Below are 20,844 nucleotides of genomic sequence, written 5' to 3' on the forward strand. Positions count from 1 at the left end.
TATCTAATATAAGCTAGGTACGTGGCAGGGATAAGACATCAATGCCAGCTTGCCGCAGCATGTTGACCAGTGCAATCACAGGCAGGCCAATGAGTGCGTTGGGGTCATCACCACGCATATAGTCGAGCAGCGCGATGCCCATGCCTTCTGATTTAGCGCTGCCAGCGCAGTCATAGGGTTGTTCCAGTTGCAGATAGGTTTCGATTTGCAGCGGTGTCAGTGTTTTGAATTTCACGTAATAGGGCACGATAGTGGCTTGCATATGCTGGCTGGCGCTGTCATACAAAGATAAAGCGCTATGAAAAACCACTTCTCTGCCACTGAGCATGGTGAGTTGTTTGACTGCGTTTTCGTGATTTCCCGGTTTGCCTATCTGCAGGCCATCCATCGTGGCTACCTGGTCGCAGCCGATAATCAGAGCATTCGGGTGACTCTCTGCGACTTTGCGTGCTTTGCTTTCGGCCAGCCTTAAAGAAGTTCGCTCAGGGCTTTCGCTGGCTAATGGTGTTTCATCAATGTCTGGCGACACGCATTTAAACGGCAGATGCAGTTTTTCCAGTACTTCGCGGCGGTAGCGGGAGGAAGAGGCAAGAATTAAGGTTTGGTTAGTCATTAGGATAAAAAAATCCCCGAAGGATATTCGGGGATTTTAGCATTTGATCAAACCGGTTGATTACTCTGGTGATTAATCAGGTTGAATTTCAATCAACGTTTCGTCAGGCGTTACGCTATCGCCTTTGGCTACGTGAATAGCAACCACAGTACCTGCTTTGCTGGACTGGATTTCGTTTTCCATTTTCATGGCTTCGATCACCAGTACGCCATCACCGGCATTCACTTTGTCACCAACGTTTACTTTAACAGTCACGATAGTGCCTGGCATGGCAGTAGTCACGCAGCCTGGATGGGTAGGGCGAGGACGGCCACTGGAAGTCACGGCAGCCGCTTTTTTCTTGCCACCGTTGGAATTGCCACCATCACTGATTTCCATTTCGTCCAAGGTTTCAACGAAGACTTCTTCAGAGATACCATCTACTTTGACGTAGTAAGGACGGCGCTCTTCACCGGCATGGCCGCTACCAGTCAGTTTGATATGGTAGGTTTCACCGTGCAGCGTGATATTAAATTCATTTGGAGCGTAGCGTGCAGCAGCGGTTTGCTGCGTCACGGCTTCCTTGCTCAGTAACTGTTCAGGCTGCAGTGAACCGGCATTACGCTCTTGCAGGAAAGTCTGGCCGATATCCGGGAACATGGCATAGGTCAGCACGTCTTTTTCATTGTTAGCAAAGCGTTCTGCTTCACCCTGCAACTTGGTCATTTCCGGTTGCAGCAAATCCGCCGGACGGCAAGTGATGACTTCCGCATTGCCAACCGCTTTCTGGCGTATTTCCGCATTTACCGGCGCTGGCGATTTACCATACTGGCCTAGCAGGTAATTCTTTACTTCGTTGGTGATGGATTTGTAGCGGCCACCGGTAAGTACGTTCAATACTGCCTGGGTACCCACGATTTGTGAGGTTGGGGTTACCAATGGAGGAAAGCCCAGATCTTCACGCACACGCGGGATTTCGGCCAGCACTTCATCCATACGGTTGAGCGCGCCTTGCTCTTTCAGCTGGTTGGACAGGTTGGAGATCATACCGCCCGGCACCTGGTTAACCAGTACACGGGTATCCACGCCAGTGAATTCGCTTTCGAATTGCCAGTATTTCTTACGAACATCTTTAAAGTAGGCTGTGATTTCCTGCAATTTACCCAGGTCGAGGCCGGTATCGTATTCAGTCCCGCGCAAGGCAGCGACCAGGCTCTCAGTGGTAGGGTGACTTGCACCTTCGGAGAAAGAGGAGTTACAGGTATCGATAATATCGACACCGTTTTCAACGCTCTTCAGCATCACCATACTGGCCAGGCCAGAAGTGGCATGACTATGCATATGGATAGGCAGGCTTACAGCTGCTTTCAGTTCCCTGACCAGTTCGCCAGCCAGGGTTGGTGTCAGCAGGCCAGCCATGTCTTTCACGCCTATGCTGTCGCAGCCCAAAGCTTCCAGCTCTTTCGCCATGCTGACGAAGTAAGCCACGTCATGCACCGGGCTGGTGGTGAAGGACAATGTACCGATTGCGTGTTTTTTAACCGATTTAACCGCTTCAATCGCTGTTTTCAGGTTGCGGATATCGTTCATCGCATCAAAGATACGGAACACATCAACACCGGTATCGGCAGCCTGTTTGACGAAGGCATGCACGACATCATCTGAGTAATGACGATAGCCCAGCAGGTTCTGCCCACGCAGCAACATATTGATAGGCGTGTTAGGCAAAGCCTTGCGCAGCTTGCTCAGGCGCTCCCATGGGTCTTCTTTCAGAAAACGCACGCAGGCGTCAAAAGTGGCCCCGCCCCAGGCTTCAAGAGACCAGAAACCAACATCATCCAGCTTGCTGGCGATAGGCAGCATATCTTCGGTACGCATGCGCGTCGCGATCAAGGATTGGTGACCATCTCTTAAAACGAGTTCGGTGATATGTATTTTGCTCATAATCTTGTCGATCTAATAATCTGCGATACGTTAATTAAATGCCTTCGTGGGCGGCAATTGCAGCTGCAATCGCTGCGGCCATCAATTCTTTCGGTAATCCAACGTCATATTCAGTCAGTTCAGGGTGTTGTTCCACAAAGCTGGTATTGAAATTGGCCGCACGGAAATCCGGGTGCAACATGATCTGCTGGTAGTATGGAATCGTGGTTTTAACGCCGTAGACCACCATGTCATTCAATGCACGGCGACCGCGTTCAATCACGCCTTCCCAGTCCAGTGCCCAGACAGTCAGCTTGGCGCACATGGAGTCATAGTAGGGCGGAATCACATAGCCACTGTAAATCGCGGCATCCATACGTACGCCCGGACCGCCAGGTGCATAGTAACGGGTGATTTTGCCAAAGCTGGGCAGGAAGTCTTTTTGCGGATCCTCCGCATTGACACGGTATTCCATGGCGAAACCACGGAAAGCAATTTCGCTTTGCTTATATTGCAACGGCAAACCGGCAGCAACGCGAATCTGTTGCTGAACGATATCCACACCGGTGATGGTTTCAGTCACGGTATGTTCCACCTGCAAGCGTGTGTTCATTTCCATGAAGTAGAAATTGTTGTCTGAATCCAGCAGGAATTCGACGGTACCGGCATTTTCATAGCCGACGGCTTTAGCCGCTTTCACGCCCAGGCCACCGATATAATCGCGTTGAGCTTGTGATAACTGAGGAGAGGGTGCGATTTCAATCAGCTTCTGGTTACGGCGCTGAATAGAGCAATCGCGCTCAAACAGGTGAATCACGTTGCCCTGGGAGTCAGCCAGTATTTGTACTTCAATATGGCGCGGATGCACTACGCATTTTTCCAGGAACACTTCCGGCTTGCCGAAAGCCTTGCTGGCTTCTGAAATCACACGATCATAATTGCTCAGTAAGTCTTTTTCACTGTCACAACGGCGAATACCGCGGCCACCGCCACCGTTAGTGGCTTTCAGCATGATCGGGTAACCAATTTTTTTTGCTAATGCAATCGCAGCGTCGAGTGATTCCAGGTTGCCATCGCTACCCGGCACGCATGGAATGCCTGCATCTATCATGGCATTACGTGCTTGAATCTTGTCGCCCATCTGACGGATCACATGTGCTTCCGGGCCAATAAACTTGATACCCCGGCGGTCACAGACTTCTGCCAGTTCCGGATTTTCGGATAGAAAGCCATAACCAGGGTGCAGCGCGTCACAGCCAGCGGCGACGGCAATATTCACAATATTATGTGCATTCAGGTAACCCGCAACCGGGTCGGAACCGATGTTGTAAGCCTCATCAGCTTTTTTGACATGCAATGCATGGCGATCGGCGTCGGAATAGATGGCCACGGATTTAATGCCCATTTCCGAACATGCGCGCACAATGCGCACCGCAATTTCACCGCGATTCGCGACTAAAATTTTCTTAAACACACATTACCCTTAAAGCAAGAAAAAAGGACAGAGTTTTTGTTAAGCACATTGTTTCATAAGGGATTTTAACGTCTCAGTCAACAATGTTTTGGCTAGTTTGGTTGTGGTTAAGTACTCTCTAGACCGTCGGATAGGATGGTCGATAATACTCACCGCACCATGGTTGTACTCTCGAAAAGAGCACTGCGTGAAGCGACGTTATTATAACAAAAAACTGCAGCTTATCCAGTATCAAGTAATCACGGGCTATGGCGCTGTATATAAGGATTCGTCAATCACTGCATAGTTTGCTATATTAAAGAGTAATGTATAGAAGGAGAGTTTTTTGTCGAACGCACGTTATCAGGAGTTGGCCAGGCAGCAAAAGAAGAGCGAAGGGGTGCTGACGATAGCATCGCTGCCGCGTCTGCAAGAAGCTTTAAGCGAACTGGGAGTCACTGACGACCAGGCGTTGGCCAAGGTGTCGGTTGTTTATCAATTGCAGGGTTTGCCGCCACGTTATTTTGGTGACGCACAATTACCTATGCTTGGTTTGGCGGTGCAAACAAATTTGCCGCTTATTTGCCAGCGATGTTTTGCGCCCATGCCGCAATTTCTGGATGTGCAGTTTGAATTTGCAGTGTGTGATGAACCGCCTGAGGCCTTGCTCGAGGACGAGGATGTGGATTGGCTGGAATCGAGCGCCGAGTCTGCATTTGAATCGTTGGTTGAGGATGAGCTGCTGATGGCCTTGCCAATTGCGGTGATGCACGAAGAGACATGTGCACCTTTGCAGAAGACTGCCGGTGAAAAGCCCAATCCTTTTGCTGCACTTAAAAATTTGAAGCTGGATAAATAAAGCTTGCCGTAAAAAGCCGGTTAATTAAGTTAATGAATGGCGTATCTGAGTCTGCATTCAGCTAATAAAGGTAATGAAAAGCGACAGTTGCAGGATTTGTTTGCAGTTGTCTCTGGAATATTTTATAATGCTGGATTAGGTAGCAATTCTGGTTTTTTAAACTGCCCATTTACAAATTGCGGCGGTTAATTTTGGAGTAATTTAAAATGGCAGTTCAGCAAAACAAAAAGACACCGTCCAAGCGTGGTATGCACCGTTCACACGACTTCTTGACAAACCCACCTTTGGCAATCGAGCCAACAACTGGTGAAGTACATTTGCGTCATCACGTGAGCCCAAACGGTTTTTACCGTGGCCGTAAAGTGATGCCAGCAAAAGGCGAGTAATTCGCTGGTAAAAAAGTAACAACGTTTCAAACTGCGCCGCGCACAAAATGCGCGGCGTTTGTGTATCTGGCGTATGCCTGCGTTTCGGCGCAGCGCAGTGAACATGGGAAATAACATGACTACTGGTCAACACGGTCAATCACAGGAAGTTGTGATTGCGATAGACGCCATGGGAGGCGATCACGGTCCGCATGTGACCGTGCCTGCGGCAGTGCGCATCCTGAACGAGAATCCTAATCTTAATATTGTTCTGGTCGGTTTGCAGGATGCCATAGAGGCAGAACTGAAAGTATTGCATGTTTCGCCCAGCCCGCGGTTGCGCGTGCATCATTCAACGGAAGTGGTGTTGATGAGTGAATCTCCGCAAAGCGCGATGAAGAACAAAAAAGATTCTTCCATGCGGGTGGCGATCAACATGGTGAAAACCGGTGAAGCACAGGCTTGCGTCAGCGCAGGCAATACCGGCGCACTGATGGCAACCGCACGTTTCGTTCTTAAAACATTGCCAGGCATTGATCGTCCGGCGATTGCTTCTACTTTGCCTTCTGAAAAAGGCAGTACCTTTATGCTCGATTTGGGTGCGAATGCGGATTGTACGCCTGAACATCTGTACCAGTTTGCCATCATGGGTGCCATGGTGGTGAGTTGTGTCAATAACAAGCCTAACCCGACCATAGGCTTGCTCAATATTGGTTCTGAAGATATCAAAGGCAATGAAGTGGCCAAGCAGGCGGCTGAATTGCTGCGTGGCAGCCATCTCAATTTTTACGGCAACGTTGAAGGTGACGATATTTTCAAGGGCACCACAGATGTGGTGGTCTGTGATGGCTTTGTCGGCAATGTTTCGCTAAAAACGACGGAAGGCCTGGCGCACATGATGGGTAAATTCCTCACCCAGGAGTTCAAACGTAACTGGCTGACCAAGTTGATGGCGCTCGGTGCTTTTCCTGTCTTAAAAGCTTTCAAAAAGCGGGTAGATCCGCGTCTTTATAATGGCGCCAGCTTTCTCGGACTGCGTGGCATTGTCGTAAAAAGTCATGGCGGAGCAGATAGCGTCGGCTTTTACCATGCGATTCACGTGGCGATGGAAGAAGCACAAAGCGGCGTTTTAAAGCGTATTCAGGCGCAACTCGAAATCGAACATCTGGCGACTGCAGAAGAGTCCTGATGCGCTCGCAGCCATTGTTCTGTTAGGCGTTTTTTTCCATTTAAGGCATAATCGCACCCATGATTCACACACGTATTGCAGGGACTGGCAGCTATCTGCCGCCCACTTTATTGACCAATCTTGATTTGGAAAAATTGGTCGATACCACTGACGAGTGGATATTTTCCCGCACCGGTATCAAACAGCGCCATCGTGTCACCGATGAACTGACCAGTGACCTGGCTACCAAGGCTGCACTCAATGCGATTGAGGCGGCAGGCATTCAGGCGCAGGACATTGATCTGATTATCGTCGCCACCACCACCCCTGATAAAATCTTCCCTAGTGTCGCCACCATGGTGCAGCGCAAACTTGGCATCTCCGGCTGTCCTGCCTTTGATGTACAGGCCGTCTGTAGCGGATTTATCTATGCCTTGGCGACTGCCACGCATTTTATGCGCTCAGGCGAGCATAAAAACGTGCTGGTCATAGGCGCCGATACCTTTACCCGCATTTGTGATTACACCGACCGCAGTAACTGTATTTTGTGGGGTGATGGCGCTGGCGCCGTCATTCTCCAAACCAGTGATGAGCCTGGTGTGCTGTCTACCCATATCCATGCTGACGGCAATTACGAAAATCATTTGCATGTGCCACGTAACCCGGATGGACCAGACACCGTAGTGATGGAAGGTAATACGGTGTTTAAGATTGCCGTGAATACGCTGGACCAGATTGTCGACGAAACGCTGGAAGCCAACCAGATGCAAAAAACCGATATCGACTGGCTGGTACCGCACCAGGCCAATATCCGTATTCTGCAGGCAACCGCCAAAAAACTGGATATGCCCATGGATAAGGTGATTGTCACCGTAGATAAGCACGGTAATACCTCAGCCGCTTCCATTCCTTTAGCCTTGGATACGGCGATCAGGGATGGCCGCATCCAGCGCGGGCATATTTTACTGATGGAAGCATTTGGTGGCGGGTTTACCTGGGGCTCTGCGCTGGTAAGGTTTTAATTTCACCGTTGAGTGAGTTGCGCAATGCGCATTTATAAAAGCCCTGATTCCTGCTTATTACTTAATTAATTACTGATTTTAAATGCCTATGTCTACATTTGCTTTTTTCTTTCCTGGTCAGGGTTCACAATCTGTGGGCATGATGCAGGCCCTGGCGTCTCACGCCATTGTTAAACAAACATTTGAAGAAGCTTCAAGTGTGTTGGGTGTGGATTTCTGGAAGATGGCCACAGAGCCTAATGATGCGATCAACCTGACCGAGAATACACAGCCGATCATGTTGACTGCTGGCATCGCCACCTGGCGAGTCTATCAAAGCCTTGGCGGTAAACAGCCTGCAGCAATGGCTGGCCATAGCCTGGGTGAATACACTGCACTGGTGGCTGCTGGCGCGCTGAGTTTTGCTGACGCATTGCCATTGGTAAAATTCCGCGCCGAAGTCATGCAACAGGCTGTACCTGAAGGTCAGGGTGCCATGGCTGCGATTTTAGGGTTGGATGATGACACTGTACGTGCAATCTGCAGCGAAGCGGCACAAGGCCAGGTAGTGCAGGCGGTTAACTTTAATTCTCCAGGACAGGTGGTGATCGCCGGTGAAAAAGCGGCGGTTGAGCGCGGCATGGAACTGGCAAAAGCCAAAGGTGCCAAACGTGCACTGCCGTTGCCGGTCAGCGTGCCTTCGCATTGCGATTTAATGAAGCCTGCCGCCGAAAAGTTACGTGATTATTTAAAGAATGTAGCTGTGCAAACGCCGCTAGTTCCTGTGTTGCACAACGCGGATGTCGCCGCTTACAGTGATGCAGCCCAGATCAAGGATGCTTTGATACGCCAACTCTATCATCCGGTACGCTGGGTTGAAACGGTGCAATTATTAGCTTCCCAGCAGGTACTGATCAGCGCAGAGTGCGGGCCGGGTAAAGTATTGGCTGGTTTGGCCAAGCGTATCGTGGCAGAAGTAAGCTGTGTGGCGCTGGTCAACGAAGAAGCCATCCAAACTTTTGTCAACCAATAATAAAAAGTACGCTGTGAAAAAGGAGAGATTATGCTGAATCAACAAGTAGTGCTGGTCACCGGCGCCAGTCGCGGCATTGGTGCTGCCATTGCTCTGGAACTGGGCAAGCAGGGCGCCATCGTGGTCGGTACAGCCACTTCAGCCAGTGGCGCTGATGCGATTACCACTTCACTGAAAGCCGCAGGCGTCAATGGTGTAGGCATGGCGCTGGATGTCACAGAGCCGGAGCAGATTGATGCAGTGCTGAAGAAAATTGCCGACCAGTACGGCGATGTGACTATCCTGGTCAATAATGCCGGTATTACCAAAGATACCTTGCTGATGCGCATGAAAGATGAAGATTGGGATGCCGTATTAAACACCAACCTGAAATCCGTATTCCGCATGAGCCAGGCCGTATTACGGCCGATGATGAAAGCGCGAAATGGCCGCATCATTAATATTTCCAGCGTGGTCGGCCACATGGGCAATGGCGGTCAAACCAATTATGCTGCCGCCAAGGCCGGCATGACCGGCTTTACCAAGTCACTGGCACAAGAGGTCGGTAGCCGTAACATTACCGTCAACTGTGTCGCGCCTGGCTTTATTGAAACCGATATGACCGCTGAATTGCCGGAAGACATTAAAACCAAAATGCTTGAACGCATCGCGGCCGGCCGCCTGGGGCAGGTATATGAAGTTGCAGCGACGGTGGCTTTCCTGGCATCGCCAGCAGCAGCGTACATTACAGGCGAGACCATTCACGTGAATGGTGGCATGTATAGCGCATAGTTGAAATGCCAGGAGTATTTGCTATCTCATTTTAATAATAGTTTTTTGGTATTCTGGGCAAGATTTGCTAGAATACCGGTTTACTGAACACGACACTTATCAATAAGGGGTATTTTAGATGTCCGACATCGAACAACGCGTAAAGAAAATCGTTTGTGAACAATTAGGTGCAAACGAAGCTGACGTAAAAAACACTTCATCCTTCGTGGATGATCTGGGTGCAGATTCTCTGGACACGGTAGAATTGGTAATGGCTTTGGAAGAAGAATTCGATTGCGAAATCCCTGACGAAGAAGCCGAAAAAATTACAACCGTTCAGCAAGCGATTGACTACGTCAGCGCTAATCTCAAGTAATTCATTGACTTATTCTTTTAATCAGCCCTCGCAAGAGGGCTGATTTCTATTATGACCAAACGCAGAGTAGTAGTAACCGGCTTAGGCGTGGTGTCTCCAGTAGGGATTGGCTACCAGAACGCCTGGAACAATCTTATCGCTGGTCAATCAGGCATTACCCGCATCACCAAATTTGATCCGACGCCATTTGCATCGCAAATTGCTGGTGAGGTCAAAGGCTTTAATGCCGAAGACTATATCCCCGCCAAGGATGCCCGCCGAATGGATACGTTTATCCAGTATGGCCTGGCAGCTGGCCTGGAAGCCTTCAAGGATTCCGGTCTGGAAGTGACAGAAACCAATGCCGAACGTATCGGTGTCACGATTGGTTCAGGTATTGGTGGCCTTGGTTTGATTGAATCCACCAACGACAGTTACGATGACGGTGGCCCGCGCAAAATATCGCCATTCTTCATCCCTGGCACTATCATTAATATGATTTCCGGTAACCTGTCTATCATGCTGGGCCTGAAAGGGCCAAACATTGCTATTGTGACTGCCTGTACTACCGGCACGCATAGCATTGGTGAAGCGGCGCGTATGATTGAATACGGTGATGCCGATGTGATGGTCGCTGGCGGTGCAGAAGCAGCCATTACAGAATTGAGCGTAGGCGGCTTCGCCTCTGCGCGCGCCTTATCTGGCCGCAATGATGATCCGACCACGGCAAGTCGTCCCTGGGATAAAGACCGTGATGGTTTCGTCATTGGTGAAGGTGCCGGTGTATTGGTGCTGGAAGAATACGAGCATGCCAAGGCACGTGGCGCAAGAATCTATGCCGAAGTCTCAGGTTATGGGTTGAGTGCAGATGCTTACCATATGACTGCACCCAATATGGACGGTCCACGCCGTTCTATGGTCAATGCATTGAAAAACGCAGGCGTCAGCCCTGACCAGGTGCAGTTTATGAATGCGCATGGCACTTCAACACCTTTGGGTGATGCTAATGAAACCAATGCCATTAAGGCTACCTTTGGTGATCATGCTTATAATTTGGTAGTTAACTCTACGAAATCAATGACTGGTCACTTGTTAGGTGGTGCCGGTGGTCTGGAATCAGTGTTTACCGTGTTGTCGATCTACCATCAGGTATCGCCACCAACCATCAACATATTCAATCAGGATCCCGAATGTGACCTGGACTATTGTGCCAACACAGCACGTGATTTGAAGATTGAATATGCCTTGAAAAACAACTTCGGTTTCGGTGGTACTAACGGCAGCTTGTTGTTCAAGCGCGTTTAAGTTTCTATCACCCAATAAAAAAGCCAGCGCAAGCTGGCTTTTTTATTGGGTGAATCAGGGGTTGATTCTGGCTCGTACAGGCGATTTTAGCAATCGCCCGTTCTTGAGCTATTACAAAACAGCCAGGGCCGCGTCGTAGTTAGGCTCGTTCGCAATCTCGCCTACCAGCTCGCTATGCAATACTTTGTTGTTTTCATCCAGTACAACCACTGCGCGGGCAGTTAAACCAGCCAGGCTGCTGTCAGTGATGAATACACCGTAGTCATTGGCAAATTTTGCAGTGTCACGGAAAGTAGACAAAGTCACTACGTTTTCCAGGCCTTCAGCACCACAGAAACGGCTTTGCGCAAATGGCAAATCTGCAGAAATGCACAGCACAGCGGTGTTGCTGGCCTTGCTGGCTTCTTTGTTGAAAGTGCGCACAGAAGTGGCGCAAGTAGGTGTATCAATGCTAGGGAAAATGTTGAGCACTTTACGTTTGCCAGCGTAGGCGTCCAGACCTACCAATGTGCGTTTGGCATCTGCCAGCTGAAAATCAGGTGCTGTATCACCAACTGCCAGAAATTTTCCGCCAACAGCGACCGGGTTACCTTTAAGCGTTACGCTTGCCATAGTGTTCTCCAAAACGGGTTAAGTGGTAAAAGTAGCTACTGTAGCGCTTCGCGAGTTGGCAATCAACCTTATAAAAAATAAGGTAATCAGGCTGCAGGTGAACTGTTAGTGAGCCATCAGTGACTTAAGCGCGGCCTCAAAGTCAGGTTCCCTGGTCAGGTCATCAACCAGTTCCACATGTAATACCATATCATTTTCATCGGCCACCATCAGGGCGCGCGCAGGTAAACCTGCCAGCTTGCTCGACATGATCAGCACGCCATAATTCTTGAACATATCGCGACCACGCAAGGAGGAAAGGTTAATGCTATTCACCAGATGTTCTGCTTCAGCGAAGCGTGTCATGGTAAAAGGCAGGTCCGGGGAGATATTCAGGATAATGGTGTTAGGAAGTGTTTTGCCCAGTGCATCCAGTCTGCGTACGCTATCCGCGCTGGCCGGCGTATCGATACCAGGGAAAAAATGCAGTATCTTGCGCTTGCCCTGAAATGATTCAAGCGTGATATCTTCCAGAGCATGATTCACCAGCTGGAAAAAAGGCAGTACTTCGCCCACGCGCAGTAAGTTGTCTTCCACAAGAATAGGTTCATCAAGCTGTGAAATAGCGTGAGACATGATCAGTAACATTCAATTATCAGTAAGCCTGACATCATAGTGCATATTGCCACTGCCCTTAAGTGCTTTTTGCAACTGTTAAGACCGTAGTTTATTACTTGATCAGGCGGTCATTTTGACCCTGTCAATCAGATTATTTGCATCAGCATCCGTCACAAAAAAGGGGATGGCGGGTAAAATAACCCTATGGAAGCGCCCCTCACTCCAACTCTATCGCCCGCATTTGTCCACCTGCGTTGCCACAGTGAATATTCCATTGTGGATGGCACTGTGCGCATCGGCGATTATGTCAAAGCAGTCAAGCAAGATGGCATGCCAGCTCTGGCACTGACTGACCTTGCCAACCTGTTTGGTGCAGTGAAATTCTATAATGCTGCACGCAGCAAAGGCCTGAAGCCTCTGCTCGGTTGTGATGTTTGGGTAGAAAATGCGTTGCAGCGTGACCAGCCGCAACGCATGTTGTTATTGGTGCAAAACCCGCAAGGCTATCGCCATTTATGCGAGTTGCTGAGCCGCGCTTACCTGGAAAACCAGTACCGTGAACGGGCAGAAATCAAGACCGAATGGCTGCAGGAGAAAAATGCAGGCTTGCTGATGCTGTCGGGCTTCCTGGCGGGTGATATTGGCCAGGCCTTGCAAGCCGGTAACCAGGCCCAGGCGCTGCAATCAGCCAGGCAATGGGCGCAGATTTTTCAGGGACGTTACTATCTGGAAGTGCAGCGTGTGCATGAGCCCGGCAGCCAGGAGTCGCGTGCCCAGGAACAATGCATACAGCAAACCGTACTGATTGCGCAGCAACTGGATTTACCTCTGGTTGCCACGCATCCTATCCAGTTTCAGACGCCTGATGATTTCATGGCGCATGAAGCGCGTACCTGTATCGCTGAAGGCTATGTGCTGGCAGACAAGAGACGACCCAAACGCTTTTTGGCGTCACAGTATGTGAAAACACAGGCAGAAATGCAGGTATTGTTTGCCGATATGCCGATTGCTTTGCAGAATGCGGTAGAAATCGCCAAGCGCTGCAACCTGGCCCTTACACTGGGTAAAAACTACCTGCCGGATTTCCCTACGCCGAACGGAGAAAGCCTGGACGCTTTCCTGATCGACCAGTCCAAACAGGGACTGGAAAAGCGGCTTGCCTACCTCTACCCGGATGAGGCTAAACGAGAGCAAAAGCGCACTGAATACGAAGAACGGCTGCAATTTGAATGCGGCATCATTATCCAGATGGGTTTCCCTGGCTACTTCCTGATCGTGGCCGACTTTATCAACTGGGCCAAAAATAATGGCGTGCCGGTAGGGCCGGGCCGGGGTTCCGGTGCCGGGTCACTGGTCGCTTACAGCCTGGGCATTACTGACCTGGACCCGCTCAAATACAACTTGCTGTTTGAGCGATTTCTCAACCCTGAGCGGGTATCCATGCCCGACTTCGATATCGACTTCTGCCAGGAAGGCCGTGACCGCGTCATCGATTACGTGAAGAACAAATATGGCCTGGCATCGGTATCCCAAATCGCCACCTTCGGTACCATGGCGGCCAAAGCGGTGATCCGCGATGTTGGCCGCGTACTCGACCTGCCATTCAACTTTGTGGATGGCATCGCCAAGTTGATTCCTTTAGAGCTTGGCATCACGCTGGAGTCTGCGCTGGAGAAAGAACCGCAACTGCAGGAGCGCCGTGAAAAAGAGGAAGAGGTTTCGGAATTACTTTCCCTGGCATTACGCCTGGAAGGCCTGGTGCGTAACATCGGTATGCACGCCGGTGGCGTATTGATCGCCCCGGGCAAGATTTCGGATTTTTCACCTATCTATTGCCAGCCCAATGGTGACAGCCTGGTCAGCCAGTATGACAAGGATGACGTGGAAGCCGTTGGCCTGGTCAAGTTTGACTTTTTGGGCCTGCGTACCCTGACCATCCTCAATATGGCATTGGAAAACGCCAATGCGCAACGTGCGCAAGAGGAGCTCCCACCACTCAGTTTCGAGACTATCCCGCTGGATGATAAACGCAGCTACCACCTGCTGAAAACCGCCAATACCACCGCGGTATTCCAGCTGGAATCGCGCGGCATGAAGGACATGCTTAAACAGGCCAAGCCTGACCTGTTTGAAGATATTATCGCCCTCGTAGCGCTGTACCGGCCTGGCCCAATGGATTTGATTCCGGATTTCTGCCGACGCAAACACGGGACCCAGCGCGTGGAGTATCCGCATGCCTCCACCGAGTCTATCCTGAAAGAAACTTACGGGATTGCCGTCTACCAGGAACAGGTGATGCAGATTGCACAGGTGGTGGCCGGGTTCAGCCTGGGTGGTGCAGACTTGCTGCGACGCGCCATGGGTAAGAAAAAGCCCGAAGAGATGGTGATACAGCGTGAAATATTTAACGAGGGTGCGCTGAAGAATGGCCTGACTTTGCAGCAATCGAATGAACTGTTTGACTTGCTGGAAAAATTTGCCGGCTACGGCTTTAACAAGTCGCACGCCGCCGCTTATGCCCTGGTGGCTTACCATACCGCTTACCTGAAAGCGCATTATCCGGCCGCTTTCCTGGCAGCCACCATGTCTGCCGACATGAACAATACGGATAACGTGCATACGTTTTTTGATGATTGCAGCGGCAACCATGTAGATGTATTACCACCGGATGTAAACGCCAGCATTTACCAGTTCAAGCCTATGAGTGCGCAGCAAATCTTGTATGGCCTGGGTGCAATCAAGGGTACAGGCGGTGCGGCGATTGACCTGATTGTCGCCTCGCGCGAGGCTGAAGGTCCGTTCAAGGATATCTTTGATTTTTGCCAGCGCCTGGATCTACGCAAGGTGAACCGGCGCGTGATGGAATCGTTGATACGTGCCGGTGCATTTGACAAGCTGGAACAGAACCGTGCGGCACTACTGGCCGGGTTGGATGGTGCGATCAGCGCCGCTGAGCAGCGTGCTGCACATGCCGGGCAGGATTGCCTGTTTGGCGGGGTGGTAGAGACTGAGCATCAATTACCTGCGGTGATTGCATGGAGCCCGGAACAGGCCTTGCAGGAAGAGAAGGCAGCGCTTGGTTTTTACCTGAGCGGCCATCCTTATTTGAGTTACAAGGCACAGTTAGGCCCGTTTATTAAAGGTAACCTGAGCGATCTGGCGCCACAGAACGAACCTAAGCTGCTGGCAGGCGTAGTGATGGGCGTGCGCGTGCGCATGACGCAGCGTGGCAAAATGGCTATTGTCACGCTGGATGATGCGGTAGGGCGGGCTGATGTGGTGATTGGTTCTGAATTATTGTTGCAACACGCCCCTTGGATCAAGGAAGACCAGCTGTTGATTGTGGAAGGACGCATTTCAAATGACGAGTTTTCCGGCGGTATACGTGTCAGTGCACGAAAGCTTTATGACCTTGCCGCAGTGCGTAACCGGTTTGCACAAATGCTGACCCTGAGCTGCAATGGGCAATCTGACCTGCAGCGGTTAATGACGGTGTTAACGCCTTATCGCTATGCCAGTGAAGAACAGAAGCGTTGCCCGATCAAGGTCGATTATCACAACCAGGCTGCGCAAGTCAGTTTAATGCTGGGCGAAGACTGGCAAGTGGTGTTGCACGATGACCTGCTGCTGAATTTACAGGGCTGGTTATCAAAAGAAAATGTCAAAATCCTTTATAATGCCTGAACTTTTTAACTAAAGAATTCATAATGAGTGCCAAACGTTTAACGCCTAGTAAACTGACTTATCTTGATTTCGAGCAACCTATTGCCGGTCTGGAAAAGCGTATTGAGGCTCTGCAATCATCTCATGACGAGCATGATTCACTGGATATCTCCAAAGAGCTGGATTTATTACAAAAGAAGAATAACAAGCTGCTGCAAGACACCTACCAGAATTTAACTGCCTGGCAAATCTCACAGGTCGCCCGCCATCCACAGCGGCCTTACACCATGGATTACATTAACGCCCTGTTTACTGACTTTCAGGAACTGCATGGCGACAGGGCTTTTGCCGATGACCCGGCCATCGTTGGCGGCATTGCCCGTTTCAACGGCATCCCGGTGATGGTCATGGGTCACCAAAAAGGCCGTGATATCAAAGAACGTCAATACCGTAACTTCGGTATGCCACGCCCGGAAGGCTATCGCAAGGCCTTGCGCCTGTTCCGCCTGGCAGAGAAATTTAATATGCCTATCATCACACTGATCGATACCCCAGGCGCTTACCCGGGTATTGGTGCTGAAGAGCGTGGCCAGTCTGAGGCGATTGCCCGTAACCTGTATGTGATGGCGGAATTGAAAACCCCGATTATCGGTATCGTTATTGGCGAGGGTGGTTCAGGTGGTGCGCTGGCATTAGGCGTGGTTGATCACCTGAATATGCTGCAATATTCAACCTACTCAGTGATCTCGCCCGAAGGCTGTGCTTCTATTTTGTGGAAGAGTGCCAGCAAGGCGTCGGATGCCGCAGAAACACTTGGCATCACGGCAGACCGCCTGAAGTCGCTGGGGCTGATCGACACCATTGTCAGCGAGCCATTGGGCGGCGCGCATCGTAATTACGAAGATATCATGGAGCGCATTGGCCAGACCATTGCCCTGCAACTGAAAACATTGCAATCCAAAAAAATACCGCAATTGCTGGAAACGCGTTATCAACGCCTGATGAGTTACGGTAAATTTAAAGCCACTAGTGACAAATAATTCTGTATTTTCGACGCAGTTAGAAGGGAGCATTGCCTCTTTTCTGGCTGCGCAACCTCCTCAAACTTCCCCGATACATCTGCTACTGGCCCTGAGTGGCGGTGTGGATTCCATTGTGCTGTTGCATGCATTGTCACAGCTTTCAGCGCGCTTGCCATTCACTTTATCTGCCATGCATATCCATCATGGGCTGAGTCCGCATGCGGATGATTGGTTATCTCTGTGCGAGCGTGTGTGCATTGAAAAGGGTATCCCGTTTTATTCGGATAAAGTGCATGTCAATCTGCGCAGTGGTCAAGGCGTTGAAGCTACCGCACGGGAAGCACGCTATCAGGCGCTGGAACACATGCGTCAGCAACTGGGTGCGCAGGCGATAGTGACCGCGCATCATATGCAGGACCAAAGCGAAACCTTGCTGCTACAGCTTATGCGCGGCGCAGGTGTTAAAGGGCTATCTGCCATGAGTGTATGGGATGCCGAACGCCGCCTGTTCAGGCCGTTATTGCAGTTCAGCAAAGCGGATATCCTGCAGCAGGCACACGATCTGCAACACCAGTGGGTGGAAGACGAAAGCAACACTGATATCAGCTTTGACCGCAATTTTATGCGGCAGACGGCGATGCCCGTGTTACGCGAGCGCTACCCGCAATTAGATAACGCCCTGGCACGCAGCGCCAGTCATATGGCTGAAGCGCAATCCCTGCTTGATAGTCTTGCAAGTCAGGATGTTTTAGCCTGCGATGTGCGAGAAGAGTGGCTGGGGCAGTCGGTAGATATCCAGCGTTTGCGCCAATTGGGTGATGCGCGTGCGAAAAATATGTTGCGCTACTGGTTTCAGCAGCTTGATCTGCGCATGCCCAATACCGAGCAATTGCAAAACTACTGGCAACAGTTAGCGACAGTGAAGCCGCACCGCTATCTGCACCTGCCATTGCAAGGGCAGGCAGTGCAGCGCCAGGCTTATCTGCATCATTACCAGCAGCGGCTTTACTGTGTAGGCAAGCCCTCAGCATTGCCAAAAACACCATTGGTCTGGCAGGGCGGTAAAAGCCAGATCTGGGGCGACTGGCAAGTGCAATTTAAAGTCAGCAAAGGCCGTGGCATTGCCCTGGCTCGCCTGGGCGTGAATCCTGCCGCCATTACCTTGCATAAGCGCTACGGGCAAGGCGTTGTTTTATCCGATGGGCTGGAACTCCTGTTATTAGCGCGCTCCGGTGGTGAAAGCCTGCAGCCGGATGGGAAACGCCCGCGACGCGAATTAAAAGTCATTTTCCAGATGCTGGCCATCCCGCCGTGGCAGCGCGCCTTCTATCCATTGGTCAATGTTGTTTCCTCACAACCTTCACATAGCCAAACCCTGGTTTCCCTTGCTTCTCTCGCGATAGACGCCGCCTGGCGCCCCGGCCGTAATGCTTACGGTCTGGAAATCTCGCTGCAGCCACTCACTACAGCACTATAAATTGGTTGCATACAACCAATAACAACCATAAAATTGGTGTATAACAACCAATAATTTGGCTGTTATACACCATTAAATTTTCACTGCTTTGATTTTAAATACCTTTTTCTTGGCTGCAATTGCGGAACAAAAATTGCATTGCATGAATATGCTTTTATAAAAAGTTAAAAATCAATATTCTCGGGAAAAGGATACATTTATGAATAAAACAACTGTCAAGCCGCTATTGCTTGCCATAGTGTCTGCTTATGCAGCACAAACCGCCATCGTGAAAGCGGATGAATCATTGAATCTTCAAAAAGTTGAAGTGTTCAGTACAACACCGCTGAAAGGCATTGGTTTGCCTTTGCACAAAGTGCCAGCCAATATCCAGATGGCGAATCCTGCTGCTATCAACAACCAGACTGGTGTCTCGATTGCTGATTATATGAATAATAATATGCAAGGCGTGACTGTGACGGAGCTAGGTGGTAACCCCTGGCAACCGGAAATCAATTTCCGGGGTTATTCTGCTTCTTCGTTATTGGGAAATCCACAAGGACTTTCAACTTACATTGATGGTGTACGCATCAACGAGCCGTTTGGAGATGTGACTTCCTGGGACAAGATTCCCAGCTTTGCCATTGGTGATATGCAGCTGATTCCAGGCTCTAACCCTTTATATGGTTTGAATACTTTAGGGGGCGCGATTGCCATCCAGACCAAGAGCGGACGCAATAACCAGGGGGCTGCTCTTGAATATGAAGCAGGCTCATGGGGTCGTCAACGTGCACTGGCTGAATACGGCGGTGTTTCCCAGGATGGTTCAGTTGATTACATGATCGGCTTCCAGCATACGACTGAAGATGGCTGGAGAAAATACTCTCCGTCACATGTAAACCAGTTATTCGCCAAAACAGGCTGGCAAAGTGAAACGACCAAGTTGGACTTGACCTACATTGGCGCGGATAACAAACTGATTGGTAATGGTTTGACACCCGAGTACCTGTTGAGCGGTGACCGCGACCAGATTCATACACGTCCGGATGCGACCAATAATTACTCACACTTCCTGGCTTTGAATGCCAGCCATTGGCTGAGTAATGACACCCTGCTGTCAGGGAACGTCTATTACAAGAAATCTAACCGCAGGACAAAGAATGGCGATGGTTACGAGGGTGAAATTGAAGGTGGCGATACACTTGAAGGTTATCCAGGCATCACTTGTAATGCTGCACCTGGCGCTGAGTGTGAGTTGATAGGCTCTGTGTTGAACAACACACACACAAGCCAGAATACCTATGGCGCAACAGGGCAGGCAACATTCAACCAAGATTTCATGGGCAAGGAAAACCAGTTTGTTGTAGGTGCTGGCTATGATTACAGCCTGATCCGCTTCAGGCAGTCTGAACAAATCAATGTTTCTGATGATAGTGAATCGATTGTAAATGGGGATATAACAGGAACGCCAGGCAGCAGTGACGTTTTCGATCCGACAAGAGCGCCGATATTAGACGGTGCTGGTGCTTTGGGTCAGCGTCAAACTGTAGGTTTGACCGGCAAGCAATACACCGCACGCCTGTTTGCAACGGATACTTTGTCTTTAAATGAATTCTGGCATTTGAATGCCGGTGCCAGCTGGAACTTCACGCGTATCGACAATACCGATACTTTGCGTGGTCCGGCATCAGCCGCTAATAACTTCAACAGCCTGACAGCGAAAGACAGTTATACACGCCTGAATCCAACCGTAGGCCTGACCTATACACCAACCAAGGCACTGACGGTTTATACCTCTTATAGTGAATCCAGCCGTGCACCGACTGCGATTGAAGTGGGTTGTTCAAACCCGGCTTCTCCTTGCTTGCTGCCAGCCGCACTGGCAGATGACCCACCATTGAACCAGGTGGTAGCCAAGACGTATGAATTCGGTGGCCGCGGTCAATTGACTGATAACGTGTTCTGGAATGCCGGTGTCTATCATGCCATCAATCATGATGACATTCAGTTCACGGCAGCTAACACGCAAACTGGTGCTGGCTATTTCAAGAACGTAGGCAGAACCAAGCGCCAGGGTGTTGATCTGGGTGTGAATGGTTTTATCGAAAAGTTTAAATGGAGCGCTTCATACAGCTTCGTGGATGCTACTTATGATACCGATGTTGAATTCGTGAACGGTTCCAATTCTACCGGTGTGACTACTGATGGCGTTTACACTGCACGTTCCGGCGACAGGATCCCTGCGATTCCGCAGCATCAGTTGAAACTGCGCGGTCAATATGCTGTAACGCCAAGCTGGAATATCGGTACCAACATTATTGGTTACTCTAACCAATATGTGCTGGGTAACGAGAATAACAGCCACCAGACCAATGCTGCCGACTGTAACGGGGGCGACGATTGCGCAACCGGACGCGGCAAAATCGGTGGTTATTTTATCGTCAACTTGGATAGCCAATACAACTTCGGCAACGGCTGGAAGCTATTTGCAAAAGCGAATAATATTTTTGATAAAGAATATAACATCGCTGGTCGTTTAGCTGAAAGTTTGTTTGACGCCAGTGGTAATTTTGGCGAAGAAAGCAAAGTGCTGAGCCTGTTACCAGGCGCGCCACGTGCCGGCTGGATTGGCTTGCGCTATGAGTTCAAACCTAAACAATCTTTAGCTAGCTACGACAAAGACTAAACTA

At 50.2% G+C, this 20,844-nt stretch carries 17 protein-coding genes; 12 read left to right on the forward strand and 5 right to left on the reverse strand.

Features of this window, described 5'->3' with window-relative positions:
• Window positions 1-13 precede the first annotated feature (13 nt).
• The 3 genes from ACFQ2T_RS01475 to ACFQ2T_RS01485 all read right to left on the reverse strand — a co-directional run bounded on the left by ACFQ2T_RS01475 (window position 14) and on the right by ACFQ2T_RS01485 (window position 3,989).
• Entirely contained in the window at window positions 14-613 is a 600-nt protein-coding gene (locus ACFQ2T_RS01475) for a Maf family nucleotide pyrophosphatase (protein WP_379029517.1), read from the reverse strand.
• A gap of 72 nt (window positions 614-685) precedes the next feature.
• Window positions 686-2,536, reverse strand: coding sequence for a sodium-extruding oxaloacetate decarboxylase subunit alpha (gene oadA / locus ACFQ2T_RS01480; protein ID WP_379029519.1), 1,851 nt, complete (start codon window positions 2,534-2,536; stop codon window positions 686-688).
• A gap of 34 nt (window positions 2,537-2,570) precedes the next feature.
• A complete protein-coding gene (locus tag ACFQ2T_RS01485) occupies window positions 2,571-3,989 on the reverse strand; it encodes an acetyl-CoA carboxylase biotin carboxylase subunit (RefSeq protein ID WP_379029522.1) in 1,419 nt (472 codons plus the stop codon).
• 325 nt (window positions 3,990-4,314) lie between these two features.
• On the opposite strand from ACFQ2T_RS01485, the gene ACFQ2T_RS01490 reads away from it, so the two are divergent.
• The 8 genes from ACFQ2T_RS01490 to fabF all read left to right on the forward strand — a co-directional run bounded on the left by ACFQ2T_RS01490 (window position 4,315) and on the right by fabF (window position 10,804).
• Window positions 4,315-4,827, forward strand: a complete 513-nt coding sequence (locus ACFQ2T_RS01490; protein WP_379029525.1) for a YceD family protein — start codon at window positions 4,315-4,317, stop codon at window positions 4,825-4,827.
• A 206-nt stretch (window positions 4,828-5,033) separates the two neighbouring features.
• Window positions 5,034-5,213, forward strand: a complete 180-nt coding sequence (rpmF, locus tag ACFQ2T_RS01495) for a 50S ribosomal protein L32 (protein ID WP_018985326.1) — start codon at window positions 5,034-5,036, stop codon at window positions 5,211-5,213.
• A 115-nt stretch (window positions 5,214-5,328) separates the two neighbouring features.
• Complete coding sequence (gene plsX / locus ACFQ2T_RS01500; RefSeq protein WP_379029528.1) at window positions 5,329-6,381, forward strand: phosphate acyltransferase PlsX; 1,053 nt, start codon at window positions 5,329-5,331, stop codon at window positions 6,379-6,381.
• A gap of 59 nt (window positions 6,382-6,440) precedes the next feature.
• Entirely contained in the window at window positions 6,441-7,382 is a 942-nt protein-coding gene (locus tag ACFQ2T_RS01505) for a beta-ketoacyl-ACP synthase III (RefSeq protein WP_379029531.1), read from the forward strand.
• Window positions 7,383-7,470: 88 nt separating this feature from the next.
• Window positions 7,471-8,394 (forward strand): ACP S-malonyltransferase, encoded by a 924-nt coding sequence (fabD, locus tag ACFQ2T_RS01510; RefSeq protein WP_379029533.1) that lies wholly within the window; start codon window positions 7,471-7,473, stop codon window positions 8,392-8,394.
• 30 nt (window positions 8,395-8,424) lie between these two features.
• The gene (fabG, locus tag ACFQ2T_RS01515; protein WP_379029535.1) at window positions 8,425-9,165 is read left to right on the forward strand and encodes a 3-oxoacyl-ACP reductase FabG; all 741 of its coding nucleotides are present in this window, start codon (window positions 8,425-8,427) and stop codon (window positions 9,163-9,165) included.
• A 118-nt stretch (window positions 9,166-9,283) separates the two neighbouring features.
• Complete coding sequence (gene acpP, locus ACFQ2T_RS01520; protein ID WP_055825178.1) at window positions 9,284-9,520, forward strand: acyl carrier protein; 237 nt, start codon at window positions 9,284-9,286, stop codon at window positions 9,518-9,520.
• A 51-nt stretch (window positions 9,521-9,571) separates the two neighbouring features.
• Complete coding sequence (gene fabF, locus ACFQ2T_RS01525) at window positions 9,572-10,804, forward strand: beta-ketoacyl-ACP synthase II (RefSeq protein ID WP_379029539.1); 1,233 nt, start codon at window positions 9,572-9,574, stop codon at window positions 10,802-10,804.
• Between the two features lie 111 nt (window positions 10,805-10,915).
• Here fabF and tpx (ACFQ2T_RS01530) read toward each other — a convergent pair whose 3' ends face one another.
• The gene (tpx, locus tag ACFQ2T_RS01530; RefSeq protein ID WP_379029541.1) at window positions 10,916-11,416 is read right to left on the reverse strand and encodes a thiol peroxidase; all 501 of its coding nucleotides are present in this window, start codon (window positions 11,414-11,416) and stop codon (window positions 10,916-10,918) included.
• 105 nt (window positions 11,417-11,521) lie between these two features.
• Window positions 11,522-12,031, reverse strand: coding sequence for a thiol peroxidase (tpx, locus tag ACFQ2T_RS01535; protein WP_379029544.1), 510 nt, complete (start codon window positions 12,029-12,031; stop codon window positions 11,522-11,524).
• Window positions 12,032-12,217: 186 nt separating this feature from the next.
• Here tpx (ACFQ2T_RS01535) and dnaE point away from each other — a divergent pair, with 186 nt between their 5' ends.
• The 4 genes from dnaE (at window position 12,218) to ACFQ2T_RS01555 (ending at window position 20,840) form a co-directional block, all read left to right on the forward strand.
• Window positions 12,218-15,697 carry a DNA polymerase III subunit alpha gene (gene dnaE / locus ACFQ2T_RS01540; protein ID WP_379029547.1) on the forward strand — a complete coding sequence of 1,160 codons (3,480 nt, stop codon included), beginning with the start codon at window positions 12,218-12,220 and terminating at the stop codon, window positions 15,695-15,697.
• A 23-nt stretch (window positions 15,698-15,720) separates the two neighbouring features.
• Window positions 15,721-16,716 carry an acetyl-CoA carboxylase carboxyltransferase subunit alpha gene (locus ACFQ2T_RS01545; protein WP_379029550.1) on the forward strand — a complete coding sequence of 332 codons (996 nt, stop codon included), beginning with the start codon at window positions 15,721-15,723 and terminating at the stop codon, window positions 16,714-16,716.
• Complete coding sequence (gene tilS, locus ACFQ2T_RS01550) at window positions 16,706-18,175, forward strand: tRNA lysidine(34) synthetase TilS (RefSeq protein ID WP_379029553.1); 1,470 nt, start codon at window positions 16,706-16,708, stop codon at window positions 18,173-18,175. The genes ACFQ2T_RS01545 and tilS overlap by 11 nt, the downstream gene beginning before the upstream one ends.
• A 199-nt stretch (window positions 18,176-18,374) precedes the next feature.
• The gene (locus tag ACFQ2T_RS01555) at window positions 18,375-20,840 is read left to right on the forward strand and encodes a TonB-dependent receptor (RefSeq protein ID WP_379029555.1); all 2,466 of its coding nucleotides are present in this window, start codon (window positions 18,375-18,377) and stop codon (window positions 20,838-20,840) included.
• The last annotated feature ends 4 nt before the right edge of the window (window positions 20,841-20,844 follow it).

The sequence above is a fragment of the Methylophilus flavus genome, from assembly GCF_042678905.1.
Lineage (GTDB): Bacteria > Pseudomonadota > Gammaproteobacteria > Burkholderiales > Methylophilaceae > Methylophilus > Methylophilus flavus.

What these genes read in the sequence shown, in the direction of transcription:
- rpmF (WP_018985326.1), top strand. Translation starts at nt 5,034, where the DNA reads ATGGCAGTTCAGCAAAACAAAAAGACACCGTCCAAGCGTGGTATGCAC.
- fabF (WP_379029539.1), top strand. Translation starts at nt 9,572, where the DNA reads ATGACCAAACGCAGAGTAGTAGTAACCGGCTTAGGCGTGGTGTCTCCA.
- ACFQ2T_RS01505 (WP_379029531.1), top strand. Translation starts at nt 6,441, where the DNA reads ATGATTCACACACGTATTGCAGGGACTGGCAGCTATCTGCCGCCCACT.
- dnaE (WP_379029547.1), top strand. Translation starts at nt 12,218, where the DNA reads ATGGAAGCGCCCCTCACTCCAACTCTATCGCCCGCATTTGTCCACCTG.
- ACFQ2T_RS01545 (WP_379029550.1), top strand. Translation starts at nt 15,721, where the DNA reads ATGAGTGCCAAACGTTTAACGCCTAGTAAACTGACTTATCTTGATTTC.
- acpP (WP_055825178.1), top strand. Translation starts at nt 9,284, where the DNA reads ATGTCCGACATCGAACAACGCGTAAAGAAAATCGTTTGTGAACAATTA.
- tpx (WP_379029544.1), bottom strand. Translation starts at nt 12,031, where the DNA reads ATGTCTCACGCTATTTCACAGCTTGATGAACCTATTCTTGTGGAAGAC.
- fabD (WP_379029533.1), top strand. Translation starts at nt 7,471, where the DNA reads ATGTCTACATTTGCTTTTTTCTTTCCTGGTCAGGGTTCACAATCTGTG.
- oadA (WP_379029519.1), bottom strand. Translation starts at nt 2,536, where the DNA reads ATGAGCAAAATACATATCACCGAACTCGTTTTAAGAGATGGTCACCAA.
- ACFQ2T_RS01475 (WP_379029517.1), bottom strand. Translation starts at nt 613, where the DNA reads ATGACTAACCAAACCTTAATTCTTGCCTCTTCCTCCCGCTACCGCCGC.
- tpx (WP_379029541.1), bottom strand. Translation starts at nt 11,416, where the DNA reads ATGGCAAGCGTAACGCTTAAAGGTAACCCGGTCGCTGTTGGCGGAAAA.
- ACFQ2T_RS01555 (WP_379029555.1), top strand. Translation starts at nt 18,375, where the DNA reads ATGAATAAAACAACTGTCAAGCCGCTATTGCTTGCCATAGTGTCTGCT.
- plsX (WP_379029528.1), top strand. Translation starts at nt 5,329, where the DNA reads ATGACTACTGGTCAACACGGTCAATCACAGGAAGTTGTGATTGCGATA.
- fabG (WP_379029535.1), top strand. Translation starts at nt 8,425, where the DNA reads ATGCTGAATCAACAAGTAGTGCTGGTCACCGGCGCCAGTCGCGGCATT.